This window comes from Paenibacillus sp. 1781tsa1 (genome assembly GCF_024159265.1).
Taxonomy (GTDB): Bacteria; Bacillota; Bacilli; order Paenibacillales; family Paenibacillaceae; genus Paenibacillus.
The window spans coordinates 90,997-111,309 of sequence record NZ_JAMYWY010000001.1; the positions used below are offsets into that span (position 1 = coordinate 90,997).

Annotated in this window: 21 protein-coding genes, 1 tRNA gene and 1 riboswitch; of the genes, 14 read left to right on the forward strand and 8 right to left on the reverse strand. The window is 45.8% G+C overall.

Going from position 1 to position 20,313, the window contains the following annotated elements; all coding sequences use genetic code 11:
• The first annotated feature begins 275 nt into the window (after positions 1 to 275).
• The 9 genes from guaB (at position 276) to NKT06_RS00475 (ending at position 8,547) form a co-directional block, all read left to right on the forward strand.
• Complete coding sequence (gene guaB, locus NKT06_RS00430; RefSeq protein WP_253428941.1) at positions 276 to 1,733, forward strand: IMP dehydrogenase; 1,458 nt, start codon at positions 276 to 278, stop codon at positions 1,731 to 1,733.
• 417 nt (positions 1,734 to 2,150) lie between these two features.
• Complete coding sequence (locus NKT06_RS00435) at positions 2,151 to 3,539, forward strand: D-alanyl-D-alanine carboxypeptidase family protein (protein ID WP_253428943.1); 1,389 nt, start codon at positions 2,151 to 2,153, stop codon at positions 3,537 to 3,539.
• Positions 3,540 to 3,880: 341 nt separating this feature from the next.
• Complete coding sequence (gene pdxT, locus NKT06_RS00445; protein ID WP_253442309.1) at positions 3,881 to 4,471, forward strand: pyridoxal 5'-phosphate synthase glutaminase subunit PdxT; 591 nt, start codon at positions 3,881 to 3,883, stop codon at positions 4,469 to 4,471.
• Between the two features lie 272 nt (positions 4,472 to 4,743).
• Entirely contained in the window at positions 4,744 to 6,027 is a 1,284-nt protein-coding gene (gene serS, locus NKT06_RS00450; protein WP_253428945.1) for a serine--tRNA ligase, read from the forward strand.
• 192 nt (positions 6,028 to 6,219) lie between these two features.
• Positions 6,220 to 6,308: transfer RNA gene (locus NKT06_RS00455), tRNA-Ser, on the forward strand.
• Positions 6,309 to 6,500: 192 nt separating this feature from the next.
• Positions 6,501 to 6,842: a hypothetical protein gene (locus NKT06_RS00460; protein WP_253428947.1), complete on the forward strand. Its 342-nt coding sequence runs from the start codon at positions 6,501 to 6,503 to the stop codon at positions 6,840 to 6,842.
• 26 nt (positions 6,843 to 6,868) lie between these two features.
• Entirely contained in the window at positions 6,869 to 7,045 is a 177-nt protein-coding gene (locus NKT06_RS00465) for a hypothetical protein (RefSeq protein WP_017691325.1), read from the forward strand.
• Between the two features lie 21 nt (positions 7,046 to 7,066).
• Positions 7,067 to 7,219, forward strand: coding sequence for a small acid-soluble spore protein P (locus NKT06_RS00470; protein ID WP_253428949.1), 153 nt, complete (start codon positions 7,067 to 7,069; stop codon positions 7,217 to 7,219).
• Between the two features lie 233 nt (positions 7,220 to 7,452).
• The gene (locus NKT06_RS00475; RefSeq protein ID WP_253428951.1) at positions 7,453 to 8,547 is read left to right on the forward strand and encodes a hypothetical protein; all 1,095 of its coding nucleotides are present in this window, start codon (positions 7,453 to 7,455) and stop codon (positions 8,545 to 8,547) included.
• Positions 8,548 to 8,809: 262 nt separating this feature from the next.
• On the opposite strand, the gene NKT06_RS00480 is transcribed toward NKT06_RS00475, so the two are convergent.
• Entirely contained in the window at positions 8,810 to 9,379 is a 570-nt protein-coding gene (locus NKT06_RS00480; protein WP_253428953.1) for a GNAT family N-acetyltransferase, read from the reverse strand.
• Between the two features lie 43 nt (positions 9,380 to 9,422).
• Positions 9,423 to 9,929 carry a tRNA adenosine(34) deaminase TadA gene (gene tadA, locus NKT06_RS00485; RefSeq protein WP_253428955.1) on the reverse strand — a complete coding sequence of 169 codons (507 nt, stop codon included), beginning with the start codon at positions 9,927 to 9,929 and terminating at the stop codon, positions 9,423 to 9,425.
• 333 nt (positions 9,930 to 10,262) lie between these two features.
• Here tadA and NKT06_RS00490 point away from each other — a divergent pair, with 333 nt between their 5' ends.
• Together NKT06_RS00490 and NKT06_RS00495 are read left to right on the forward strand one after the other, a co-directional pair.
• Positions 10,263 to 12,608 carry an ATP-binding protein gene (locus NKT06_RS00490; RefSeq protein ID WP_253428957.1) on the forward strand — a complete coding sequence of 782 codons (2,346 nt, stop codon included), beginning with the start codon at positions 10,263 to 10,265 and terminating at the stop codon, positions 12,606 to 12,608.
• 18 nt (positions 12,609 to 12,626) lie between these two features.
• Positions 12,627 to 13,328: a pseudouridine synthase gene (locus NKT06_RS00495; RefSeq protein ID WP_253428958.1), complete on the forward strand. Its 702-nt coding sequence runs from the start codon at positions 12,627 to 12,629 to the stop codon at positions 13,326 to 13,328.
• A 135-nt stretch (positions 13,329 to 13,463) separates the two neighbouring features.
• Here NKT06_RS00495 and motB read toward each other — a convergent pair whose 3' ends face one another.
• Positions 13,464 to 14,282, reverse strand: a complete 819-nt coding sequence (motB, locus tag NKT06_RS00500; RefSeq protein WP_253428960.1) for a flagellar motor protein MotB — start codon at positions 14,280 to 14,282, stop codon at positions 13,464 to 13,466.
• Positions 14,269 to 15,069, reverse strand: a complete 801-nt coding sequence (gene motA / locus NKT06_RS00505; protein WP_017691317.1) for a flagellar motor stator protein MotA — start codon at positions 15,067 to 15,069, stop codon at positions 14,269 to 14,271. Before motA ends, motB begins: the two co-directional genes overlap by 14 nt.
• A 233-nt stretch (positions 15,070 to 15,302) precedes the next feature.
• Here motA and NKT06_RS00510 point away from each other — a divergent pair, with 233 nt between their 5' ends.
• The 3 genes from NKT06_RS00510 to rbsK all read left to right on the forward strand — a co-directional run bounded on the left by NKT06_RS00510 (position 15,303) and on the right by rbsK (position 17,177).
• Positions 15,303 to 15,596, forward strand: a complete 294-nt coding sequence (locus NKT06_RS00510) for a hypothetical protein (protein WP_253428962.1) — start codon at positions 15,303 to 15,305, stop codon at positions 15,594 to 15,596.
• Positions 15,597 to 15,848: 252 nt separating this feature from the next.
• Positions 15,849 to 16,145: a 4a-hydroxytetrahydrobiopterin dehydratase gene (locus NKT06_RS00515; protein WP_062838136.1), complete on the forward strand. Its 297-nt coding sequence runs from the start codon at positions 15,849 to 15,851 to the stop codon at positions 16,143 to 16,145.
• Positions 16,146 to 16,190: 45 nt separating this feature from the next.
• Positions 16,191 to 17,177 (forward strand): ribokinase, encoded by a 987-nt coding sequence (gene rbsK / locus NKT06_RS00520; protein WP_253428964.1) that lies wholly within the window; start codon positions 16,191 to 16,193, stop codon positions 17,175 to 17,177.
• 70 nt (positions 17,178 to 17,247) lie between these two features.
• Here rbsK and NKT06_RS00525 read toward each other — a convergent pair whose 3' ends face one another.
• From NKT06_RS00525 to NKT06_RS00540, 4 genes are all read right to left on the reverse strand, one after another.
• Positions 17,248 to 17,607: a c-type cytochrome gene (locus NKT06_RS00525; protein ID WP_253428966.1), complete on the reverse strand. Its 360-nt coding sequence runs from the start codon at positions 17,605 to 17,607 to the stop codon at positions 17,248 to 17,250.
• A gap of 150 nt (positions 17,608 to 17,757) precedes the next feature.
• Positions 17,758 to 18,252 carry a GNAT family N-acetyltransferase gene (locus tag NKT06_RS00530; protein ID WP_253428968.1) on the reverse strand — a complete coding sequence of 165 codons (495 nt, stop codon included), beginning with the start codon at positions 18,250 to 18,252 and terminating at the stop codon, positions 17,758 to 17,760.
• A 352-nt stretch (positions 18,253 to 18,604) separates the two neighbouring features.
• The gene (locus NKT06_RS00535; protein WP_301289666.1) at positions 18,605 to 19,075 is read right to left on the reverse strand and encodes a C40 family peptidase; all 471 of its coding nucleotides are present in this window, start codon (positions 19,073 to 19,075) and stop codon (positions 18,605 to 18,607) included.
• Positions 19,076 to 19,078: 3 nt separating this feature from the next.
• Positions 19,079 to 19,216, reverse strand: a riboswitch (cyclic di-AMP (ydaO/yuaA leader).
• Between the two features lie 245 nt (positions 19,217 to 19,461).
• On the reverse strand, positions 19,462 to 20,313 hold the full coding sequence (locus tag NKT06_RS00540; protein ID WP_253428970.1) for a hypothetical protein: 852 nt from the start codon (positions 20,311 to 20,313) through the stop codon (positions 19,462 to 19,464).

Genomic DNA, 20,313 nt, shown 5'->3' on the forward strand with positions numbered 1-20,313 from the left:
TGTATCCTAAATGGTTCGATAGAAATAAATGTTGGTTGATTTGAGCAGACGTTTATATGTTATATTGATTCAACTTGTCCGCTTGAGAAAAACAGTTGTATTCATCAGGCAACACACCTAATATAACCAAGTACTTTTCCTTGACAGTCTAAATATCGCTTTGCTAAGATGGCAATAATAAATTTTTCAGAAAACGTATTTTCGGCGTAAAATACAGCCTGGAATCTTCGGGTTTTGGACCGTAAAGCTGAGCAACCATAAGGAGGAACACTTGCGTGTGGGAAGATAAATTTGGTAAGGAAGGCCTCACCTTTGATGATGTATTGCTAGTGCCACGGAAATCCGAGACACTGCCTAAAGAAGTAGATGTATCTGTTCGTTTAAGCGACACTGTGAAGTTAAATATTCCTTTGATTAGTGCAGGAATGGATACGGTAACTGAAGCGACATTGGCTATTGCCATTGCACGCGAAGGCGGTATCGGTATCATTCATAAAAATATGTCTGTTGAACAACAGGCTGAAGAAGTAGATCGGGTTAAACGTTCAGAGAGTGGTGTAATTACGAATCCATTCTCACTCACAGCAGACCATCTGGTATCTGATGCAGAAGAAGTTATGGCAAAATATCGGATCTCCGGCGTGCCTATTATTGAAGGAGATCAGAAGCTGGTTGGTATTTTGACCAACCGTGATTTGCGTTTTATCCATGATTACGGCATCAAAATTAGCGAAGTCATGACTCGTGAGAATCTGGTTACCGCTCCTGTAGGTACTACACTGCAAGAAGCTGAAGGTATCCTTCAGAAACACAAGATTGAGAAACTTCCATTAGTTGATGAGACGAACACGTTGAAAGGTCTTATCACTATTAAAGATATCGAGAAAGCCATTCAATTCCCTCATGCAGCCAAAGATGCTCAAGGTCGTTTGTTAGTTGGTGCAGCGATTGGTATTTCCAAAGATACATTTGAACGTGCAGATGCTTTGGTACAAGCTGGTGTTGACTTGATCACGGTAGACTCGGCTCACGGACACCACATTAATATCATTGAAGCGGTACGTCAGCTTCGTGAACGTTTCCCTAGCCTGACCATCGTTGCAGGTAACGTTGCTACTGGTGAAGCCACTCGTGACCTGATCGAAGCAGGGGCTTCGGTAGTCAAAGTGGGTATTGGTCCAGGTTCGATTTGTACAACACGTGTAATCGCTGGTATTGGTGTACCTCAAGTAACTGCAGTTTACGATTGTGCAACAGTGGCACGTGAATATGGAGTTCCGATTATTGCGGACGGCGGAATTAAGTATTCCGGTGAAATTACGAAGGCACTGGCTGCAGGTGCACACGCGGTTATGCTGGGAAGCTTGTTTGCCGGTACAGCGGAAAGCCCGGGGGAAACTGAGATTTTCCAAGGACGTAGCTACAAAGTTTATCGCGGTATGGGATCAATGGCTGCAATGAAACAAGGTAGTAAAGATCGTTATTTCCAGGATGACGACAAGAAACTGGTTCCAGAAGGAATTGAGGGTCGTGTCGCTTACAAAGGTCCATTGTCCGATACGATTCACCAACTGATTGGTGGTCTGCGTTCCGGTATGGGTTACTGCGGTACAAGCAACCTGGAGCAACTTCGGAACGATACTGGCTTTATTCGCATTACAGGTGCGGGACTGCGCGAAAGTCATCCGCATGATGTACAGATCACAAAAGAAGCACCTAACTACTCGTTGTAATCGGAAGAGAGTTAATCATTTCCAGGACAGGCTCGGTGATTTTCACCGGGTCTGTCTTTTTTTGCAGATACCCCTGTGATAGAATAGAACAAGCGGTGACGATCCATGGATGGATTAAGGCGTTGCGGCGGCTATTTGACGTGAATCTATGAATATGGTTTTGAAAAGCAAATTGCAGTGCAAGAAAAGGCTGCCAGCTAAACAGAAGCGCGGACGTCCTTTTACATAAGCATTCGCAAAATGCGGACTAAGTGACAATCGATAACGAACTTTAGGAGCAATAATATTGCTCGTTCGATACAGCGCATATAGCACACATCTCACACATCAAACACGCAGGTTAGGGAACAAGAAAATCGCAGCATAAGCTGCACTGAAGCAATTAACAATGCTTTGGATCGAAGGGAGTATTCATCATTGAAAGCCAAACACATGAATAAGAAGAAACGCCAAATGCTCAAAAAGAGCGTAGCCTCGGTAATGCTAATTAACATGCTTTGCATGTCTGCAGTAATGCCAGTCATGGCTGCTGCGAACGACTCTGGGCAGGTCCTGACTGCAGCAGCAACAACAACGAAGACGGAGAAAGCGGTACAGGTTCCTGGGGTAGACTCACTTGGGCTTGAGGTTAGGTCAGCGGTTCTTATGGAGGCATCAACGGGTCAAATTTTGCTCAATGTCGATGCAGATAAAGCCATGCCACCTGCCAGTATGACTAAAATGATGACAGAGTACATTGTCGCTGAACAAGTCAAACAAGGCAAACTCAGCTGGGACGATATTGTAACTGTTAAAAAGAATGCTGCACAAAGTGTCGGATCGCGTATTTTCCTCGCGGAAGGTGACCAGCACACAGTTAAGGATCTCTATATTGCCATGGCTGTTGGCTCTGCCAATGATGCTACGGTTGCTTTGGCTGAACATGTTGCAGGTTCGGAAGAAGATTTCGTGAAAATGATGAATGATGAAGCGAAGCGTATGGGTATGAAGGATACGTTCTTCATCAACTCTTCCGGTCTCGATCGAGCAGATATGCCTGCCGACTTCCGTCCAGCTGAAGACAAAGAAACAGTCATGTCCGCACTGGATGCTGCAATTCTGTGCAGATATATCATCATGGATCACCCAGACTACAAAGATTTTACAACCATTCAATCTTATAAGTTCCGTCCAAACGATAAAGCGCCAATTATTAATTACAACTGGATGCTGGAAGCGAATAAAAATATAACCAACTTCAAAAGCTATGCCTATGAAGGTCTGGATGGAATGAAAACAGGCCATACCACGAATGCAGGTAATAATTTTACAGGTACAGCGGAACGTAACGGTATGCGTCTAATTAGTGTTGTTATGGGCACAGATTCGGAATCCGCACGTTTCAGAGAAACTAAAAAGGTGTTGGACTTTGGATTTAACAACTTTGAAGTGAAGCAGGCTGTCGCAGGCAAGACCAAAGTGACGGGCTGGGAAGCTGTACCTTTGAAAAAAGGTAAAGAAACAACCGTTCCTGTCGTAACAGATAATGCGGTTAGTTTCGTTGTACCCAAAGGTACTCAGAACCTGGATGTGACGTTTAAAGCCAACGTAACTGAGGCGGACAAGCTGGTAGCACCAATCAAAGCAGGTACGAAGGTTGGTACAGTAACGTACACGTATAAAGCAGATGGAATTGAGCCTCAGGAAAAAACAGTGAACTTGATTACAGCCGAAGAGGCCGATAAAGGCGGATGGTTCCGTCTGTTCTTCCGTGCTGTTAAAGATTTCTTCGTGGATCTCTTTGACGGGATCAAAAACCTGTTTTAGCCTATAGCGTACTTCTCTAAAAGAGTATGATCATGAATTTGATGATATAAGGTCATATCATTGAGAAAATACAAGTTATTCCGACTGGATGGATTGTATATTTACAATTTTTCCGGTAAAATATCAAGTTAGAATTCACGTATAATGAAGCAAAAAACTCCAATGTTTTTTTACCTGGTGGAGCGGGTTAACTGCTCTATCTTAGGCAATGAACGACATATATATTACGGGCCGAAGTGTCCAAGTATCTTGGAGCACCGATGAAGGGCATAGAGATATCCAAACTTGCACCTTCCGAGCGTATGCAAGATCGCGGCTGGTATGAGAAGGGGAATGTGCAAATGAAGATCGGCGTATTAGCACTTCAAGGGGCTGTCACAGAGCATATACGGAGTATTGAACGCGCTGGAGCAGAAGGTGTGGCTATCAAACAGGTTCAGCAATTGGATGATCTGGATGGTCTTATCCTTCCTGGCGGGGAAAGTACAACGATTGGCAAACTGATGCGTAAGTATGGGTTTATGGATGCCATTCGAGCCTTTGCTGCCGAGGGCAAACCGGTATTTGGTACCTGTGCTGGTTTAATCGTTATGGCTAAGCACATCACAGGACAGGAAGAGGCTCATTTGGAGCTAATGGATATGACTGTATCCCGAAATGCATTTGGACGGCAGAGAGAAAGTTTCGAAACAGACTTGCCGGTCAAAGGCATTGAGGAAACGGTGAGAGCTGTGTTTATCCGGGCTCCCTTGATTGAGAGTGTGGGAGACCAGGTAGAGGTTCTCTCTACTTACAATGATGAGATTGTTACAGCTCGTCAGGGACATTTACTGGCTTGCTCGTATCATCCGGAGTTAACGGATGACTATCGTCTGCATGCTTATTTTGTAGACATGGCCAAGTCCTACAAACACGCGGTAGACCCTAAATAGTGTATGATGTACAACCTATGATCTCCCGGTCATCGGATCACTTCCCCAGCAGCCTTGTAAGGCCGCTGATTGGCAGTTGCATCTGAACGGATGCCTGATGTTGCCTGTATCTGCTTCATAGCGGGAATCGCAGCGCAGGGTCACACCGGGGACATAGGTTGTTTTGTGGTTACAGATTCCGATAAGTATATAGTAAGGTATACACAGTAGAGTTTTGAGAATTGAATTAACATAAGGCTTCACTTCGTGGGGTTATTTAGGAGGGGTATATCGTGCTTGATGTGAAAATATTGCGGAATGAGTATGCACGTGTAGAAGAAGCATTGACTAAACGAGGCAAATCGCTGGATCTTATCGCTGGGTTTACCGATATGGATACCAAACGTCGGGAATTGCTTCAAGAGAGTGAGACGCTGAAGAGCCGTCGGAATACGGTCTCTGCGGAAGTTGCTAGACTGAAGAAGAACCGCGAGAATGCTGATGATCTGATTGTGGAGATGCGCGAAGTCTCTGATCGAATCAAAGCCATGGACGAAGAAGTTCGTGAACTGGAAGTGAAGATCAATGATCTCACCATGGCAATTCCGAACATTCCTAACGAAAGTGTACCTGTTGGAGCTTCTGAAGACGACAATGTTGAGATTCGTCGTTGGGAAGAGCCAAAGTCATTTACTTTTGCACCAAAAGCCCACTGGGAAATTGCTCAGGATCTCGATATCCTGGATTTTGAAGCTGCTGCCAAAGTAACAGGATCTCGTTTTACCTTTTATAAAGGGTTGGGTGCCCGTCTGGAACGTGCATTGATTAACTTTATGATGGATCTGCACAGCGATCAACATGGATATGAAGAGATTCTGCCTCCATACATCGTTAATCGGGATAGCTTGTTTGGAACAGGTCAACTGCCGAAGTTCGAAGAAGATCTGTTCAAGTTGAAAGATACCGAATATTATCTGATCCCTACTGCTGAAGTTCCGGTAACGAACTATCATCGCGAAGAGATTCTGAATGTAGATCAATTGCCTAAGCATTTTGTGGCATACAGCTCTTGTTTCCGTTCTGAAGCCGGTTCGGCTGGACGGGATACACGCGGTTTGATTCGTCAGCATCAGTTTAACAAAGTAGAGCTGCTCAAGCTCTCTACTCCGGAGACTTCGTATGAAGAGTTGGAGCAGATGACTCAAAATGCGGAGCGTGTGCTTCAATTATTGGGATTGCCGTATCGCGTTCTGACATTATGTACCGCAGATATGGGCTTCACTTCAGCTAAAACGTATGATATCGAAGTATGGTTACCTGAGAGCAACACCTATCGTGAGATTTCTTCCTGCTCTAACTGTGAGGACTTCCAGGCACGCCGTGCCAATATCCGTTTCCGCAGAGAACCAAAAGCCAAACCGGAATTTGTGCATACATTGAACGGGTCAGGATTGGCCGTTGGACGGACGGTAGCCGCTATCCTGGAGAACTATCAACAGGAAGATGGTACGGTTGTTATTCCTGAAGCATTGCGTCCTTATATGGGCGGCGCAAGTGTGATTGCACGTCGCTCTTAAGCGAGAGTTAAACATCCTCATCAAAAGGAATACAAATTCAATCCGTCATTTAGGAATGGCGGATTGGAGTGTTTTGTATCACTGAGGCATACGTCTGATACGGATTATCAATTTTAATATAAAAAGGTTGCATTATGATGTCGAGATGTGGTATGATAATTTTCGTGGCAAGTTTATAAAAGTTAATTCCCTGGAGAGGTACCGAAGCGGTCATAACGGGGCGGTCTTGAAAACCGTTAGGGGGCAACTCCACGTGGGTTCGAATCCCACCCTCTCCGCCATACTACACTTATAACAAGGATTCGAGCGATCTCGCTCGGGTCCTTTTTTGCGTTTTGGGTTTGTTCAACGTAGTGAGCATACAGGTTGATGACCGGTGTATACGTTGCTCAGTACAACGTTATATTTTGAGTAATTCAAATATGTATAAAAACATCTTCATCGCCGCACTTTATAGGAGTGGAGGTGGTAAGATGAATCGCGAGTTAAACATCGATCAGACAGAGCTTGTAGGGGCTTGGCAAGAGCGTTTGCCTCAAGTCTTGAATGTTGGCGATCAGGCTCAAGTAATGGCGGATGAAGCCGATCAACAGGCCATCCGCATACACATTGCGACAGCAGGTCATGAGATGTACTCTTTTGATTTCAAGTGTGAGTATGTGGATTCCCGTGAAGTCAGTGTACAACTGATTGATGTGGAACGGGATGGACGAACGACAGATGAGCGTACAGAGCCAATTCAGGAACTGGCTCACGATTATACGCGGCATATTCACGAATGCGCCCAGTCGTTACAATCCCAGACGAGACAATAGCCTGAAATCTGAAGGAGTGAACTCAATTGACTAAAGCCAAAGCGGGAGTAGACAAAAACCTGCAAAATGTAGTCGATGATCTGGAGCAGCCAGCCGTAAACAGTCACCATGCTCAGCAAATTCAGCAAGATATCAATGATCGCCGTCATCAAGATGCACTAAATCATGATAAAACGGAAGATAGGGACCCATCCCATTCCTAACATTGATGAGGGGGCAACATTATGAGCAAACCAAAAACAATTCCTGTACCGGAAGCGCAAGCTGCCGAACAGCATCATCATTCATCCAAACGTTCTTCCATGCAGGAACCATTATCCGGTTCCAAAAAAGTGAAAAATCAAAATCATGTGGATCATCTGAATCCTCAAGGTTAACTTAGAAGAAGATTTACGCAAAAGTCCCTTGTTACCTAACAGGGGGCTTTTGCGTATTCATACATATATAAAGACAGGCACATGGTTATTCCCAAACCTCACATAGGTCTTTGTAGCCATTTTAAAGAGGAAAGATCACATTTTTCCCAAATTAGGTTTCAGTATCTGGTGATATGGTATATCATTGATATTGAATTACTTTTTTTGGGGTTATCACGAGAGGAGAGAAACAAATGACTAAACGTATGGGGGCGCTTCTTCTTACGTTGCTGTTGACCGTATCCATGGCCTTGACAGCATGTAGCAGTAAGCAGGAACCAAAAGAGGCATTGAAGACGGCTGCGGCCAATGCTTCCAAATTAACTTCGTATGAAATGAGTTCCAACTTCACTATTAATGAATTGAGCTATAAACCTGGGGATGCATCTCAAACGGATCCGACCATGACTCAGTTTATGAGCATGTTGAAGGATGCTCAGTTGAATGTAACAGGTGTATACCAAAGTGAGCCAATGCAGACAGAGATGACTCTTGGCATTGAACTTAAAGGCGACATGGGTATGACCTTTACCATTCCAATGGTGATGACAGCTGAGAAACTCTATGTGAAAGTGCCGAATATTCCGTTTTTCCCAATTCCGGAGAACGTTGTTGGCAAATTCCTAGAACTTGATCTGAAAGAGCTGGCTGAGCAAGAGGGTACAGAATGGAACCCGGATGCTATGGACGCAGCCAAAACTCAAAAGCTGAGCAACGAAGTCATGGACGCAGTGCTGAGCGAATACGATCAAGCTAAATTCTTCAAAAATCTAGACACCAAAGATGCACAACTTCCTGAAGGTGTAGATGCGAAGCAGGTTGTACAATTCTCGGTGAATAATGACAATGTTAAAGAAGCAGTTACTGTACTGGTAACAAAAGCTATGCCTAAAGTATTGGATATTCTTTCCAAAGAGGAATATCGTGAAATGCTTCAAATGGATCAGGCTGATATCGACAAAGCTAAAGAAGATTTGAAAATCACTGAAGCAGATCAGGCTGAAATGGCTAAAGACTTGGATAAATTGAAAGATGTTCTGACAATTAACCAATTCAACATCGATTTCGCATTGGACAAAAACGACTTCCCTGTATATCAGAAGATGGTCGCTGATGTGCTGATCAAGCCAGAAGATACGAAAGACGAAGTGAAACTGGCATTTACCGGTTCCAATACGTACACCAAGATTAACGAAAAAGCAGCATTCAAAATTAACATCCCTACTGGCGATGACGTAATTACTATGCAAGAGTTCGAAGAACTGATGAGCGCTTCATACGGATACTAATCTCGCTGAGTTCAAACCGTCTGTGATTCAAGTGAAGGATAATCTCCTTCCGCTTGGATACAGGCGGTTTTTTTATGTTAGACAGCGTAAGAGGGGATATCCGCAGAATGATTGATCTTTGATTTTGAATTTTGGCTGGGAATACATACAAATAAAACCGCACTCTCTCCTACATGAATAGGGTTGTGCGGTTTTGAATATTGAATTTGTATCATCTTGAATTGGGGATACAGACAGCTTTGTGGTGGAGCTTCTAAATTAATTAATCCGCAAGTTCATCCAAGTCCTCAGCAAGTACAGCATAGATCTGATGATCCTGATATTTGCCATTGATCTTGAGGTATTTGCGAGCCGTACCTTCAAACTGGAATCCGTTCTTCTCCAATACGCGCTGCGAACCCTTGTTAGACGCCAATACCGCAGCCTGAACCCGATTTAACTTCAGCGCAAGGAAGCCATAGGCTACGGCCAGTTTAACCGCTGCTGTCATTCGCCCGCCGCCCTGATAATCTGGATGGATAAAGTAGCCCATATCAGCATAATTGGCAACGCCTAATACGACATTGTTAAGACTTACTTGTCCGATCAACAGGCTGTCTTTAATGGTGTAGATTCCAAATTGATATCCTGTACCTTCTTCTGCTGCCTTGACCCGATCCTCAATCCGACGAGTCTGAACATCCAATGTATAGAAATCATCTTCTCGCACGGGCTCTACAGACTGGTATGGGATTCGTGTAATCTGAATCAGGTCCAGATAGGATTGTGTATCCTGGGGTGTGAGCAACCGAAGGCTTATGCCATTGGCTGTATCATAGAGTGTTAGAGCCATTACAGCACACTTCCTTTCCAATTGGGATGTTTGTAGTCGGTGATTATTTTAACTTTTGGCGCAGATTTCTGAAAAATTGAGTTAGCATAGTAGAGCATTCAGGCTGCAGGATATCCGGGATCACCTCGGTGCGATGGTTAAATCGAGGCTCCTGTAGCAGGTTCATCAGTGTACCTGCACAGCCTGCCTTGGGATCAGCCGTACCAAAGATTACGCGGGGGACCCTAGATTGTACAATTGCGCCTGCACACATCGGACAAGGTTCCAGTGTGACGTACAGAGAACAATCCAACAAACGCCAAGCTCCGATGGTCTCGCTGGCCTGACGAATAGCCACCATCTCTGCATGGGCGGTAGAATCCAGTGTAGTTTCACGCAGATTGTATCCTCGGCCAATAATTTGGTTATTTTGTACAATTACAGCTCCAATCGGCACTTCCCCAAGGGCCTCGGCTTTGTATGCCTCGGCAATGGCCTCTCGCATCCAATGCTCATGCTGGGCTTCCTCGGATAATGGAGAAAGGTCGGGCTGGAGAGAATGGTCATTCATTACAATATAACTCCTTCCAAAAAGCATTTATTCAGCGAACAAGTATTCGGGTTGTTAACATGTTGTGTATAGAAATGTGGATAACCATGGAGTTGCTCACATAGTTATAAACAAACTATCCACAAGCCTGTGGGTATGTGGACAAATATAGTGATTAATTTCATTGTAGAGTTCGAAAATGCAAAAAACAACGAATTTCGAGCTTTTATGTCATTCGGTAACTTTTGGACACAGGTCAATTATCCTTTTCAAAAAGACATACAAGCGTTATGATGGAGATAGGTTTTGCCATATATCGCCAGAGGGTACAAGCCGAGAGGTGAACAAAAAAACTTGTCTATTAAAACGAAATTATCCATGATTATGTCCTGCTCAGTGCTCGTTATTTTAGTGTTGAATATCGCACTGAGTTATTATACTACAGAAGAGAATCTGAGGCAGGACAGTGAAACCAAGATGGTACTCACTGCAAAGCAGATTGCAATTGCTGTCGAACAGAATCAATACAGTTCGGATTATGTAAAAAGGCAGATTGGAAACAATCTGTGGCTTGCTGCTGTCATGGCAGCGGGAGAATTGGACCCGGATATTAATAATATCACAAATGAAGAACTTGTTCGCTTGAGTCAAAAGGTTGGCGTCTCGCATATTTCGTTGATGGAACAGACGGATGATGATATTGTGGTAAGCCGCTCTTCAGATCCAAGAGAGATCGGGCTATCCACCAAATCCATGACCTATTGGTATCAGGCGTTTAAACAATTATTTGAAAAACAACAGGTAACCATTCCTCAAGGGCAGAAGCTAGAGCATTTCTGGTCCGATGGTTTCGAGTATTCGACATCCAGTCCCTCGGATATTGATATCTGGGGTTACTACCATGATGGAAAGAGAAACTACATAATCAATCCCTTCTATAATAATACGGAAGTTGATGACTATGTGAAAATCTCTAGTCCGGATGAGATTTTGAATAAGATCCGTGAGGTCAATCCCTCCATTCTGGAGATTACAGGCATCAATCCATTGACTTTTGGCAGCCCGAACATGGGTGATGACGGAAGAGATTCGAATTTTAGCAAGTTGAATAACAGACCTATTCGGTTCGGGACGTACCAGTATGGATCTACAGATGAAGATCATCGTGCTGTGGTGCGCGCCATTCGAACAGGACAGAATGTATCTTTTGTCAGTGAAACGCACGAACAGAAGGTACTGAAGAGTTTTATTCCCATTTTCACACCTAATCAGTCTTCATATGTCATCAGTATTGTCATGGACTATAAGCAAATATCCTCCATGGTGTCTGAGCAACTGGTGAGCCATGCCTCAATATCGTTGGTGTTGCTGGAGATCGTGATCTTTGGTAGCTATCTGCTCGCAGGTTATATTACGCGTCCGATCCAATCCATACTGGGCAAAGTGAATGATGTAGCGGATGGACACTTTGACTTCCGTCTGAAAGTACGGAGGAAGGATGAACTCGGCCAACTGGCCAATCGGATTAATGCCATGATTCGTAATCTGGGCCATTATACGAGTCGTCTGAAACAGATGTATGAAGAAAATCGCGCGGTAAAAGAGCATCTGGAGTCCATTATCAATCAGACAGCGGATGCCATTCATATTACGGATCTTGAAGGGAAAGTGCTGCGGGTTAACCGGGCATTTGAACAATTATATGGCTTTCGAAGTCGCGAGGTGGAAGGTCGTAATCTGAAGATCATCCCGCCAGAGGCAGAAGAAGAAATGAAACGTCAGCATGCCCAACTCGTTGAGGGAATGTCTATTACGTCCAATGAAACCACCTGGATGAAGAAAGATGGGACTCGGGTGGAAGTCAGTGTCAGTACGGCTCCGGTACGAGACGAAGCTGGAGAGATAACCGCGCTCATTAGTGTCTCCAGGGATATTACGAGCCGTAATCGGATGGAAGAGCTGCTCAGACGCTCTGAGAAGCTAACGACCGTGGGGCAGCTTGCCGCAGGTGTGGCACATGAGATACGTAATCCACTGACCACGCTGCGCGGATTCCTACAGTTACAGCAAGAGAGCAACAAGCTGAACCATCGTCATCTGGATCTGATGTTATCGGAGCTGGATCGCATCAACCTTATTGTTGGTGAATTCCTGATCTTGGCCAAACCGCAGGCGGTTCATTTTCAGAATCGGGATATTCGTTTTATTCTCGGCGATGTCATCTCGTTACTGGATAGTCAGGCGCATCTGCATGGTGTAGAATTTGTACTGCGTGCCTCATCCGATTCGGCTATGGTACACTGTGAAGAGAACCAGTTGAAGCAGGTATTCATCAATTTGCTGAAAAACGGTATGGAGGCCATGCCAAATGGAGGAAGCATTCATATCAAGCTCAAGCATGACGAGCAGTCGAAACGCGTCAGAATTGAGATCAGGGATGAAGGCATTGGTATCCCGGAAGAGATGATGCCCAAGCTTGGGGAGCCTTTTTTTACGAATAAGGAGTCTGGGACAGGGCTTGGTCTGATGGTCAGTCAGCGAATTATTCAATCACATAAGGGCATGATGGATATTAAAAGCGTCATGAACAAGGGGACGACGGTTATCATTGAACTGCCTGCATCCGAGCAACAACCGGAGGTTATTGAGGTAGATCAGGTAACTGTAACGGATGAACCAATTACAGATGAAGAGAAATAGATGAGGTGAGATTACCTTTTGCGTATTAATAAATTTATTAGTGAAACAGGTTATTGCTCCCGGCGTGAAGCCGACAAGTTGGTGGATCGTGGGCTGGTAACCATTAATGGAGTTAAGGCTGAACTGGGCAGTCAGGCAGAAGAAGGCGACGATGTACGAATTAATGGAAAACCGATCAATGAAAAGAGAAAACATGTATACATTGCGCTGAATAAACCGATTGGAATCACAAGTACAACCGAGCAGCATATTCAGGGGAATATTGTTGATTTTGTCGGACACGATGAACGTATCTTTCCAATTGGACGTCTAGATAAGGACTCGGAAGGTTTGATTCTGATGACCAATGACGGAGATATCGTTAACCGGATTCTTAGAGCAGAAGGGCGCCATGAGAAAGAGTATATCGTCACTGTTGATCGAACGGTAACACCGAGTTTCCTTAGAGGGATGAGTACCGGAGTTAAGATTTTGGGTGAAATGACACTGCCTTGTACAGTGACCCGGATGACGGATCGTGTATTCCGTATTATCTTGACCGAAGGAAAGAACCGTCAGATTCGGCGGATGTGTAGTGCCTTTGGCTACGAAGTTCGTAAGCTCAAGCGGATTCGGATCATGAACATCCATCTTGGAGAAATGGCAACAGGTTCTTGGAGAGAGCTTAGCGCTGCTGAAAAAGCGGAGCTGGGCGGACTGTTGGATTATTCACTGGAATAGTCGATTCGACTTTGGCTGATTTAAACGATGTAGAGATAAATGTATAGATATACCAAACATAAAGATATATACACGAAAAGACCGTTCTCCTTGTATCTGGAGAACGGTCTTTTGTTAATGCATCGCAGCAGGCCTCTAGTTTCCTTCGCCAACGGCTTTTACATTGGTATTGTTACTTTGATACTTCCGAATGATAGATACCTCTACACGGCGATTCTGTGCCCGTCCGGTATTGGTGTCATTGCTGGCAATCGGGTGATACTCTCCATAACCACTTGGTGTGAATTTGGAAGGGTCCAATTGCGTGTTCAGCAACAGGATTTTCAGGAAGTTGAGCGCACGATCTGCACTCAGATCCCAGTTATCCTTATATTGGTTGTTCGAAATGGGAATATTATCGGTATGACCGGATACAACCACTTCGTATTCAGGGAACTCTTGCAGCATGCTTGAAATGGCTTTGGCCAGAGACCGTGATTCAGGCTTCACATCTGCTCGGCCTGAGGAGAACAGGGCGTTATCACTGATGGTGATCTTCAATTCAGACTGATTCAGCTTGGTGTTCAGCTGGTCTGAAAGCCCGTTCTTCGAGATATACTGGTCAAGCCGTTTCTTGAGCTTCTCCAGATCTTCCTGTTCTTTCTGAGCCATCTGTGCATCCGTAATTTGAGCTGGTGTTTTCTTGGTGATTTCTGTAGGTTCCTGTTTGTTCTTGCCCAGATCGGCACCTGGCGTATCCGGATTCATGGACGTATGATCCAGAATACCGGAGCCTCCATTCAATGCACTGCTTAGTGCGGAAGCCATCTGCTCGAACTTGGCCGCATCGAGTGAACTCATGGAGAACAACGTGATAAACAGGGCAAGCAACAAGGTCATTAAGTCAGAATAGGGAAGCAACCAGCTCTCGTCTATATGTTCTTCATGTGGTTCGTGCTTTTTAGCCTTTTTCACCTGATGATCCCTCCTTCTCTTCCAGTTGTTTGCGTTCGGAAGGTGTCAGGAATACGGATAACTTTTGGTTGATGGCAATGGTGGATACACCGGATTGTATGGATAACAATCCTTCAACCATCATCAGCTTGATCTCCATTTCTTGCTTGGACATCCGCTTCAGCTTGTTAGACATCGGGTGCCATAACACGTAACCACTAAATATACCAAGGAGTGTTGCGATAAATGCTGCCGCAATCGCATGGGAGAGTTTCTCCATGTCACTGAGATCGGCAAGTGCTGCGATGAGACCTACAACGGCCCCGAGAACCCCGAGCGTTGGCGCGTACATCCCCGCCTGAGCGAAGATCAAGGCACCGCCGCGGTGGCGCTCCTCTGTAGCATGAATATCTTCCATCAGTACATCACTTACAAATTCCTGATCGTTGCCGTCGATAATCATACGCATACCGCCACGAAGGAACTGATCGTCAATCTCTTCTACTTTTGATTCCAGTGCAAGCAAACCTTCACGACGGGTAGTGGAAGCCCAATCCATAAACGTGCCGATCAGAGACACTCGATCAATAAGTACTTGATTTTTGAAAATAATCCCGAAAAGCTTAGGGATTTTCTTAACTTCAGACATTGGAAATGCGATAAAGATAGTTCCTGCCGTACCAACAAAGATAATAACGTAGGCTGCCGGATTGTTAACCAGGTTGATTAAGGGCGCACCCTTCAGGAACATACCGAGTACAAGGGAGACCAGTCCAAAAACGAGTCCAATAATCGTTGAAATGTTCATCATACACCTCATCCATGAGATAAAATTGAATCCTTTCAAGCGGCTGTATTCGGGCTTCCGGACGAATTTTTGGCCGCAATCCGTTCAATGTTAGGCATTCCTTACGGTTGCTAAAACAGTTAAAACGGTCATATATGTATTTATCGACCAGAAGGCCTTTTTTTTTAAGGGCTATTTTCAGGTATAATAAGATCAAATCCGCTCCTTAGGGGCCGAATAGGAGTGAAAAGCCAATGGGCGTAAAGCATGGACGGGATTATGAAGGAATTTTGACAGATCTGACAACGGCAATTGGACGCATACCAGATCGGTATGTTTTCTTTGAAATGGACGCGGAAGAGTGGGAGAGACTGGCTGCACCGGAGCAACTTGAAGTGGATGAGGCGTTGGCGGAGGATTTGTTCTATGCGCTGGGCGAGGAGTCTGTGATTCCGGTTGGAAGTGGCGTGGTCATCCATGATAAGGAGCAGCACCGCATTCATATTTTGATCGGGGAAGAAGAGTTAACATTTGTACCTTTAATTTAGTGTGTTTACATGCATTTTCAGGGGTATAAATGGCACTATAATTTTCCTCAAAGCCTTATGGTTAGTGGTTCTATGCCCTTTTAAGTTGATTGAATTTAGAAGCTTGTCCGTGGTAAGATGTTAGTCGTGAAATGGGCCAACCGCATGGCGGTGAGCCTGGCCTTTGAGGATGCTGTCGATAGCGCCGAAGGTGTTGGTGGTTATACGGACGCACGTCTGTAATGTACCATCCTATGGGGAGGAAGATAACGCATGGTTTTTTCGCAAGAGGAAGTCGAAGCTCATCTGGGAAGGCTGGAAGGCTGGGAACTGGAAGAGGGACGGTGGATTGTACGTAAATTCGTGTTCTCCAACTACATGAAAGGGATTGCATTTGTGGATGAGGTCGCTGCGATCTCGGAAGCATTCAATCATCATCCTTTTATTACGATTGACTATACAACGGTTACGCTGCGTCTCACGTCATGGGATGCAGGCGGTATTACATCTGTGGATATTAAGGAAGCAGGGCAATACAACGAAGCTTATGACAAAATGAGGTCGGAATAACGAGGTTGGTTATTATCGCACGCCCGAAAGTGAGTGAACCCATACATGTCAGACTATAATCAGGAACAACCTCTTATTGCTGTCGTAGGCAGTCTCAATATGGATCTCGTGGTGAAGACAGATACGATACCGGAAGAGGGAGAGACGGTGAGCGGTGAGGAACTGCATTATCTCGCTGGCGGCAAAGGTGCAAATCAAGCTGTCGCTGCTGCACGTCTGGGTGGACAGACCACAATGATTGGTGCGGTAGGATCGGACGGTTTTGGCGAAAGTCTGCTGCACAGTCTGACGGAAAGTGGTGCAGATGCCTCGCAGGTTCGCATATTGGAAGACACGGTTACAGGGACAGCTTCCATCTGGCTCTCTCGGGGAGACAACCGGATTATCGTTATTCCTGGTGCGAATGGGCAAGTCGTGCCTGAGATGCTGGAAGAGGCGGATACGGTAAAAAGCCTGACTGCAGCCGCAGCGGTGCTGCTGCAGCTGGAGATCCCGCTGCCAGCGGTTACCCGCGCCGCCCAACTGGCGGCTGAAGGCAGCGCACTGGTGGTGCTCAACCCGGCTCCCGCGGTGCCGGGTCTGCCCCAGGAGCTCCTGCGGTGCGTCGACGTTGTCACGCCGAACCGCAGTGAGCTTGCCGTGCTTACCGGCCGAGATCATCTCCGGCCGGAAGACCTGGATGCGGCGGTCGCAGAGCTCGCCGCATCCCTCGGGGCCGCTGTCGTCACGACGCTCGGCCCCGAGGGGGCTGTGTACGCGGCGGCGCCTGGTGGCCGCGTACAGGCAGGGCGTGCCGGCGCATGCCGTGCGCCCGGCTACGCCGTAAGCGCCGTCGATACGACCGGCGCTGGCGATTGCTTCAACGGCGCGTTGGCGGTAGCCCTCGCGCGCGGTGAGACGTTGGACGCGGCCGTAGGCTTCGCCATGGGTGCGGCCGCGTTATCCGTGACGAAGCTCGGCGCCCAGTCCGGGATGCCATCCGCACGTGAAGTGGAGGCCTTTCTGGCCGAGCATGCGGCAGACGCCGAATAATTGGCATAACAAAGAGGCTCCTATTCTCCCAAAGGGAATTAAGAGCCTCTTTGTTATGTGCATGCAGAGATTATTTCTTCTCTGACAGCCACATGGCGATATTGGCAATCTCTTCATCCTGCAGTTTGCCCTTGAAGGAAGGCATACTACCACCTTTACCTTTGACAATCGTAGTGTAGATCTTCTCCAGATCATCCTGGCTACCGATGTTAGCCAGAGCGGGTCCTACGCCACCCTGAAGCTGATCCCCGTGACAGGAGATACAATTGGCTTTCACCAGTGCTTCAGCCTGTCCGGCATCCAATGTGACTTCCGGCATGGTTGGCTTGGCTTCTTCAGCCACTTCTTCTTTCCCTGGAAGCGTAAACATTAAAACAATAGCTAAAGCGCATGCTGCAAAAAATACTCCGCTCATGATCCATTTGTGCATCCCTTATGTCCCCTCCAGAATGAAAGATCATCTAACCTGAAACTATCCATATCATTATAACGGAACCTGTACTGACATCATAGCATTTTGTGGGAAATTTTTGAACTAATCACATAACAAGGCGCAAATTAGGTTGTTTTGCAATCGATTTTAATCACGAGGCCCTTCATAAACCATACAGTGAAAGGGCTTTAAGCCGCTCGGGGTCTGTCGTTCGTATGTATCCTGAGTGACAAATCCACTTTTGAGATAGACTTGAATGGCACGAGCATTCCAAGTGAGCACTTCCAGATCGATCTCATTCTTCGGATTTCGGCGAATGGCTTCCTGTACAATGGCCGTGACAAAAGCTGTCCCTTGACCCTGACCACACAGCTCTGGATGCATGCCGAGGCCAATCCGAGTTACCCCTTGAAGTGGGAAGTATTGAGCAAATCCACATATACGATCGTTCTGATCCAGGACGGTCGCATATTGCTCTTGCCGCAGCTGTGCATCTCCGAATTCCACTTCCAGTGCTTTCATCTGCTCCCAGGGAAGCCAGCTGTAGATATTATAAGGCGGATCATACTGCCAACTGCAGATAAGCTCCGCATGTTCTTCTCGCATGGGTACAACGTGGAACGTCACAGGGGCTTCCTTCATACACTTGCATGCTCCTTTCATTGAAACAGAACTCTTTGTCCACTCTACAAAAGAGCAGTTCATTTAGCAAGTCACCCTTACCAGGAAAAAAATGAAACAAAAGTTCCGTTAATTTCGTTTATATTATAACAGGATGGGTAAAAACATCATAAGGGCACGGACGAACGAACGCAAAATGAGCCTGTTATGTCGCAGGATAGCCCCGAGGGTAACTTGCAAGATGAATCAGGATGGAAGCACAAAAAAACCGCCGGATACATTCCTGCGGAGAATGTACCGGGCGGTTCTGTTATGCTTCTTGCTTCGTTCCAGTATGGTTAATGGTTACAGCATCATGTTGCTCAGCTTGTCCCTAGTCAAGGGCCAGTGATTCATATGCGTCCGTGCTCATAATCCGTTTAGCGCCAACATAACGATTGGCCCAGTAGTTTTCACTCAATGCACTGATCGTAACGCCTTTGGAAGAAGAGGAGTGTGCGAACTTTCCATCCCCTACAAAGATTCCTACATGTGATACGCCTTTGCCTGTTGTATTAAAGAATACCAGATCGCCAGCTCTCATTTCCATGCGGGATACGGAATCACCCATGTCGAATTGGGAACTGGATTGGCGTGCCAAATCAATACCCAACTTGTCGAATACATACCGTGTAAATCCGGAGCAGTCAAAGCCGTTAAGCGTTGTTCCCCCACTTTTGTATGTAGTTCCCATTGCTGAATCAATTACTTTATCCATTTTTGAATCTGCGAATGCGCTACCTGCACCAAGCGATAATGCAAATGTGATGCTAAGTACAGCTGCGGTTAATTTCTTCTTGAACAAGAGATATTCCCCTTCCAACGCCTGCGAGGTTAGCTTAAGGATTCGGTTGAAGGTCCCCTATGATCCCTCTGTAGCAAGATCAATTCACCCATAACTGGTTCCCCCGCTTCCCAGGTGCCAGGAATTTGGCTATGCTAGTTATGCACCTGCGAAATCAAGAAATGACGATTTAATTTTAAGTAGTTACAAATATGAATGTAAAGATTACAAAGTTGTTACTAAAAACTCACTGCGATTATTGTAACAGAGGAGTACGGCTTTGGCAACGTTTAGCAACAAATTTAGCAAAAAAAACCTCGACCTTTGACGGGGAAAGGTTGAGGTTTGCCTATTTATAAGTACATATTAGGCCATGAGTTTAACATGTGATGGTAACAATTTTTAAACTATGTGCTCTCACCTTTGGATATTTTGGACTGCCATAATCGGAAATGGCTGCATATTTTCCACAGATTCAATAGACATCTGGCAAGTGGATACGTCTGTTGTAGTATAAGTCCGGTAAGTCCCGTTAATAACCATGAGCCTGAAGTGAATGCCCCAAAGACGAGCAGGTGGATTCCGCCCAGCAGGAGTGCAATGCCGATAACGGCGATAAGATGACGCAGTGCAATCCAGAGTGCTTTGAGGGTGCCGTGAGCCCCGCCTTCTCCTTCTGGTGCCGACACACCGAACTGCATGTAGAGGATGGCATGGTGGATAATCCAACTATATACAATCCAGGCAGCAACATAAGGTATACCAGGCAAAAGTAATTGAAGGGAATGAAATCCGTCCATGAGAATCGAGTAGAGCTTCGGTATAAGCCAGTAGGCGGGTAGAAGTATCAATAATGTACGTATGGTGTGCAGCAGCATCATCGGTTTCCAGAGTTTTTTGATTCCCCGGACGAATGGGATGCGCTCTTCTGTAGAATTAAAGTGCTGAAGTGAGTAGAGCAGTCCTGCCTGAATGAGGGGGCTGATCAACATGCGAACCAGCAGCATGCCCCCCAGGATCCATAGATAACGATGAACCTCCGGATGGGTAGACAAGTTAAGTTGACTTTCCATTTTGAACAAAAGTGTACTCAGCTCCCCAGCATCAGAATCTGGATAGCGCAGGAGTAGCGGGACGACTGCTGATTGTACCATTCGATAGAAGAAATATCCCCAAATGAGTTGATAAAGAAATAAGAGTGCGGCAATGAACATATGCTGACGGACGAGAAACCAGCCTTCACGTATTTTCGCTTTCAC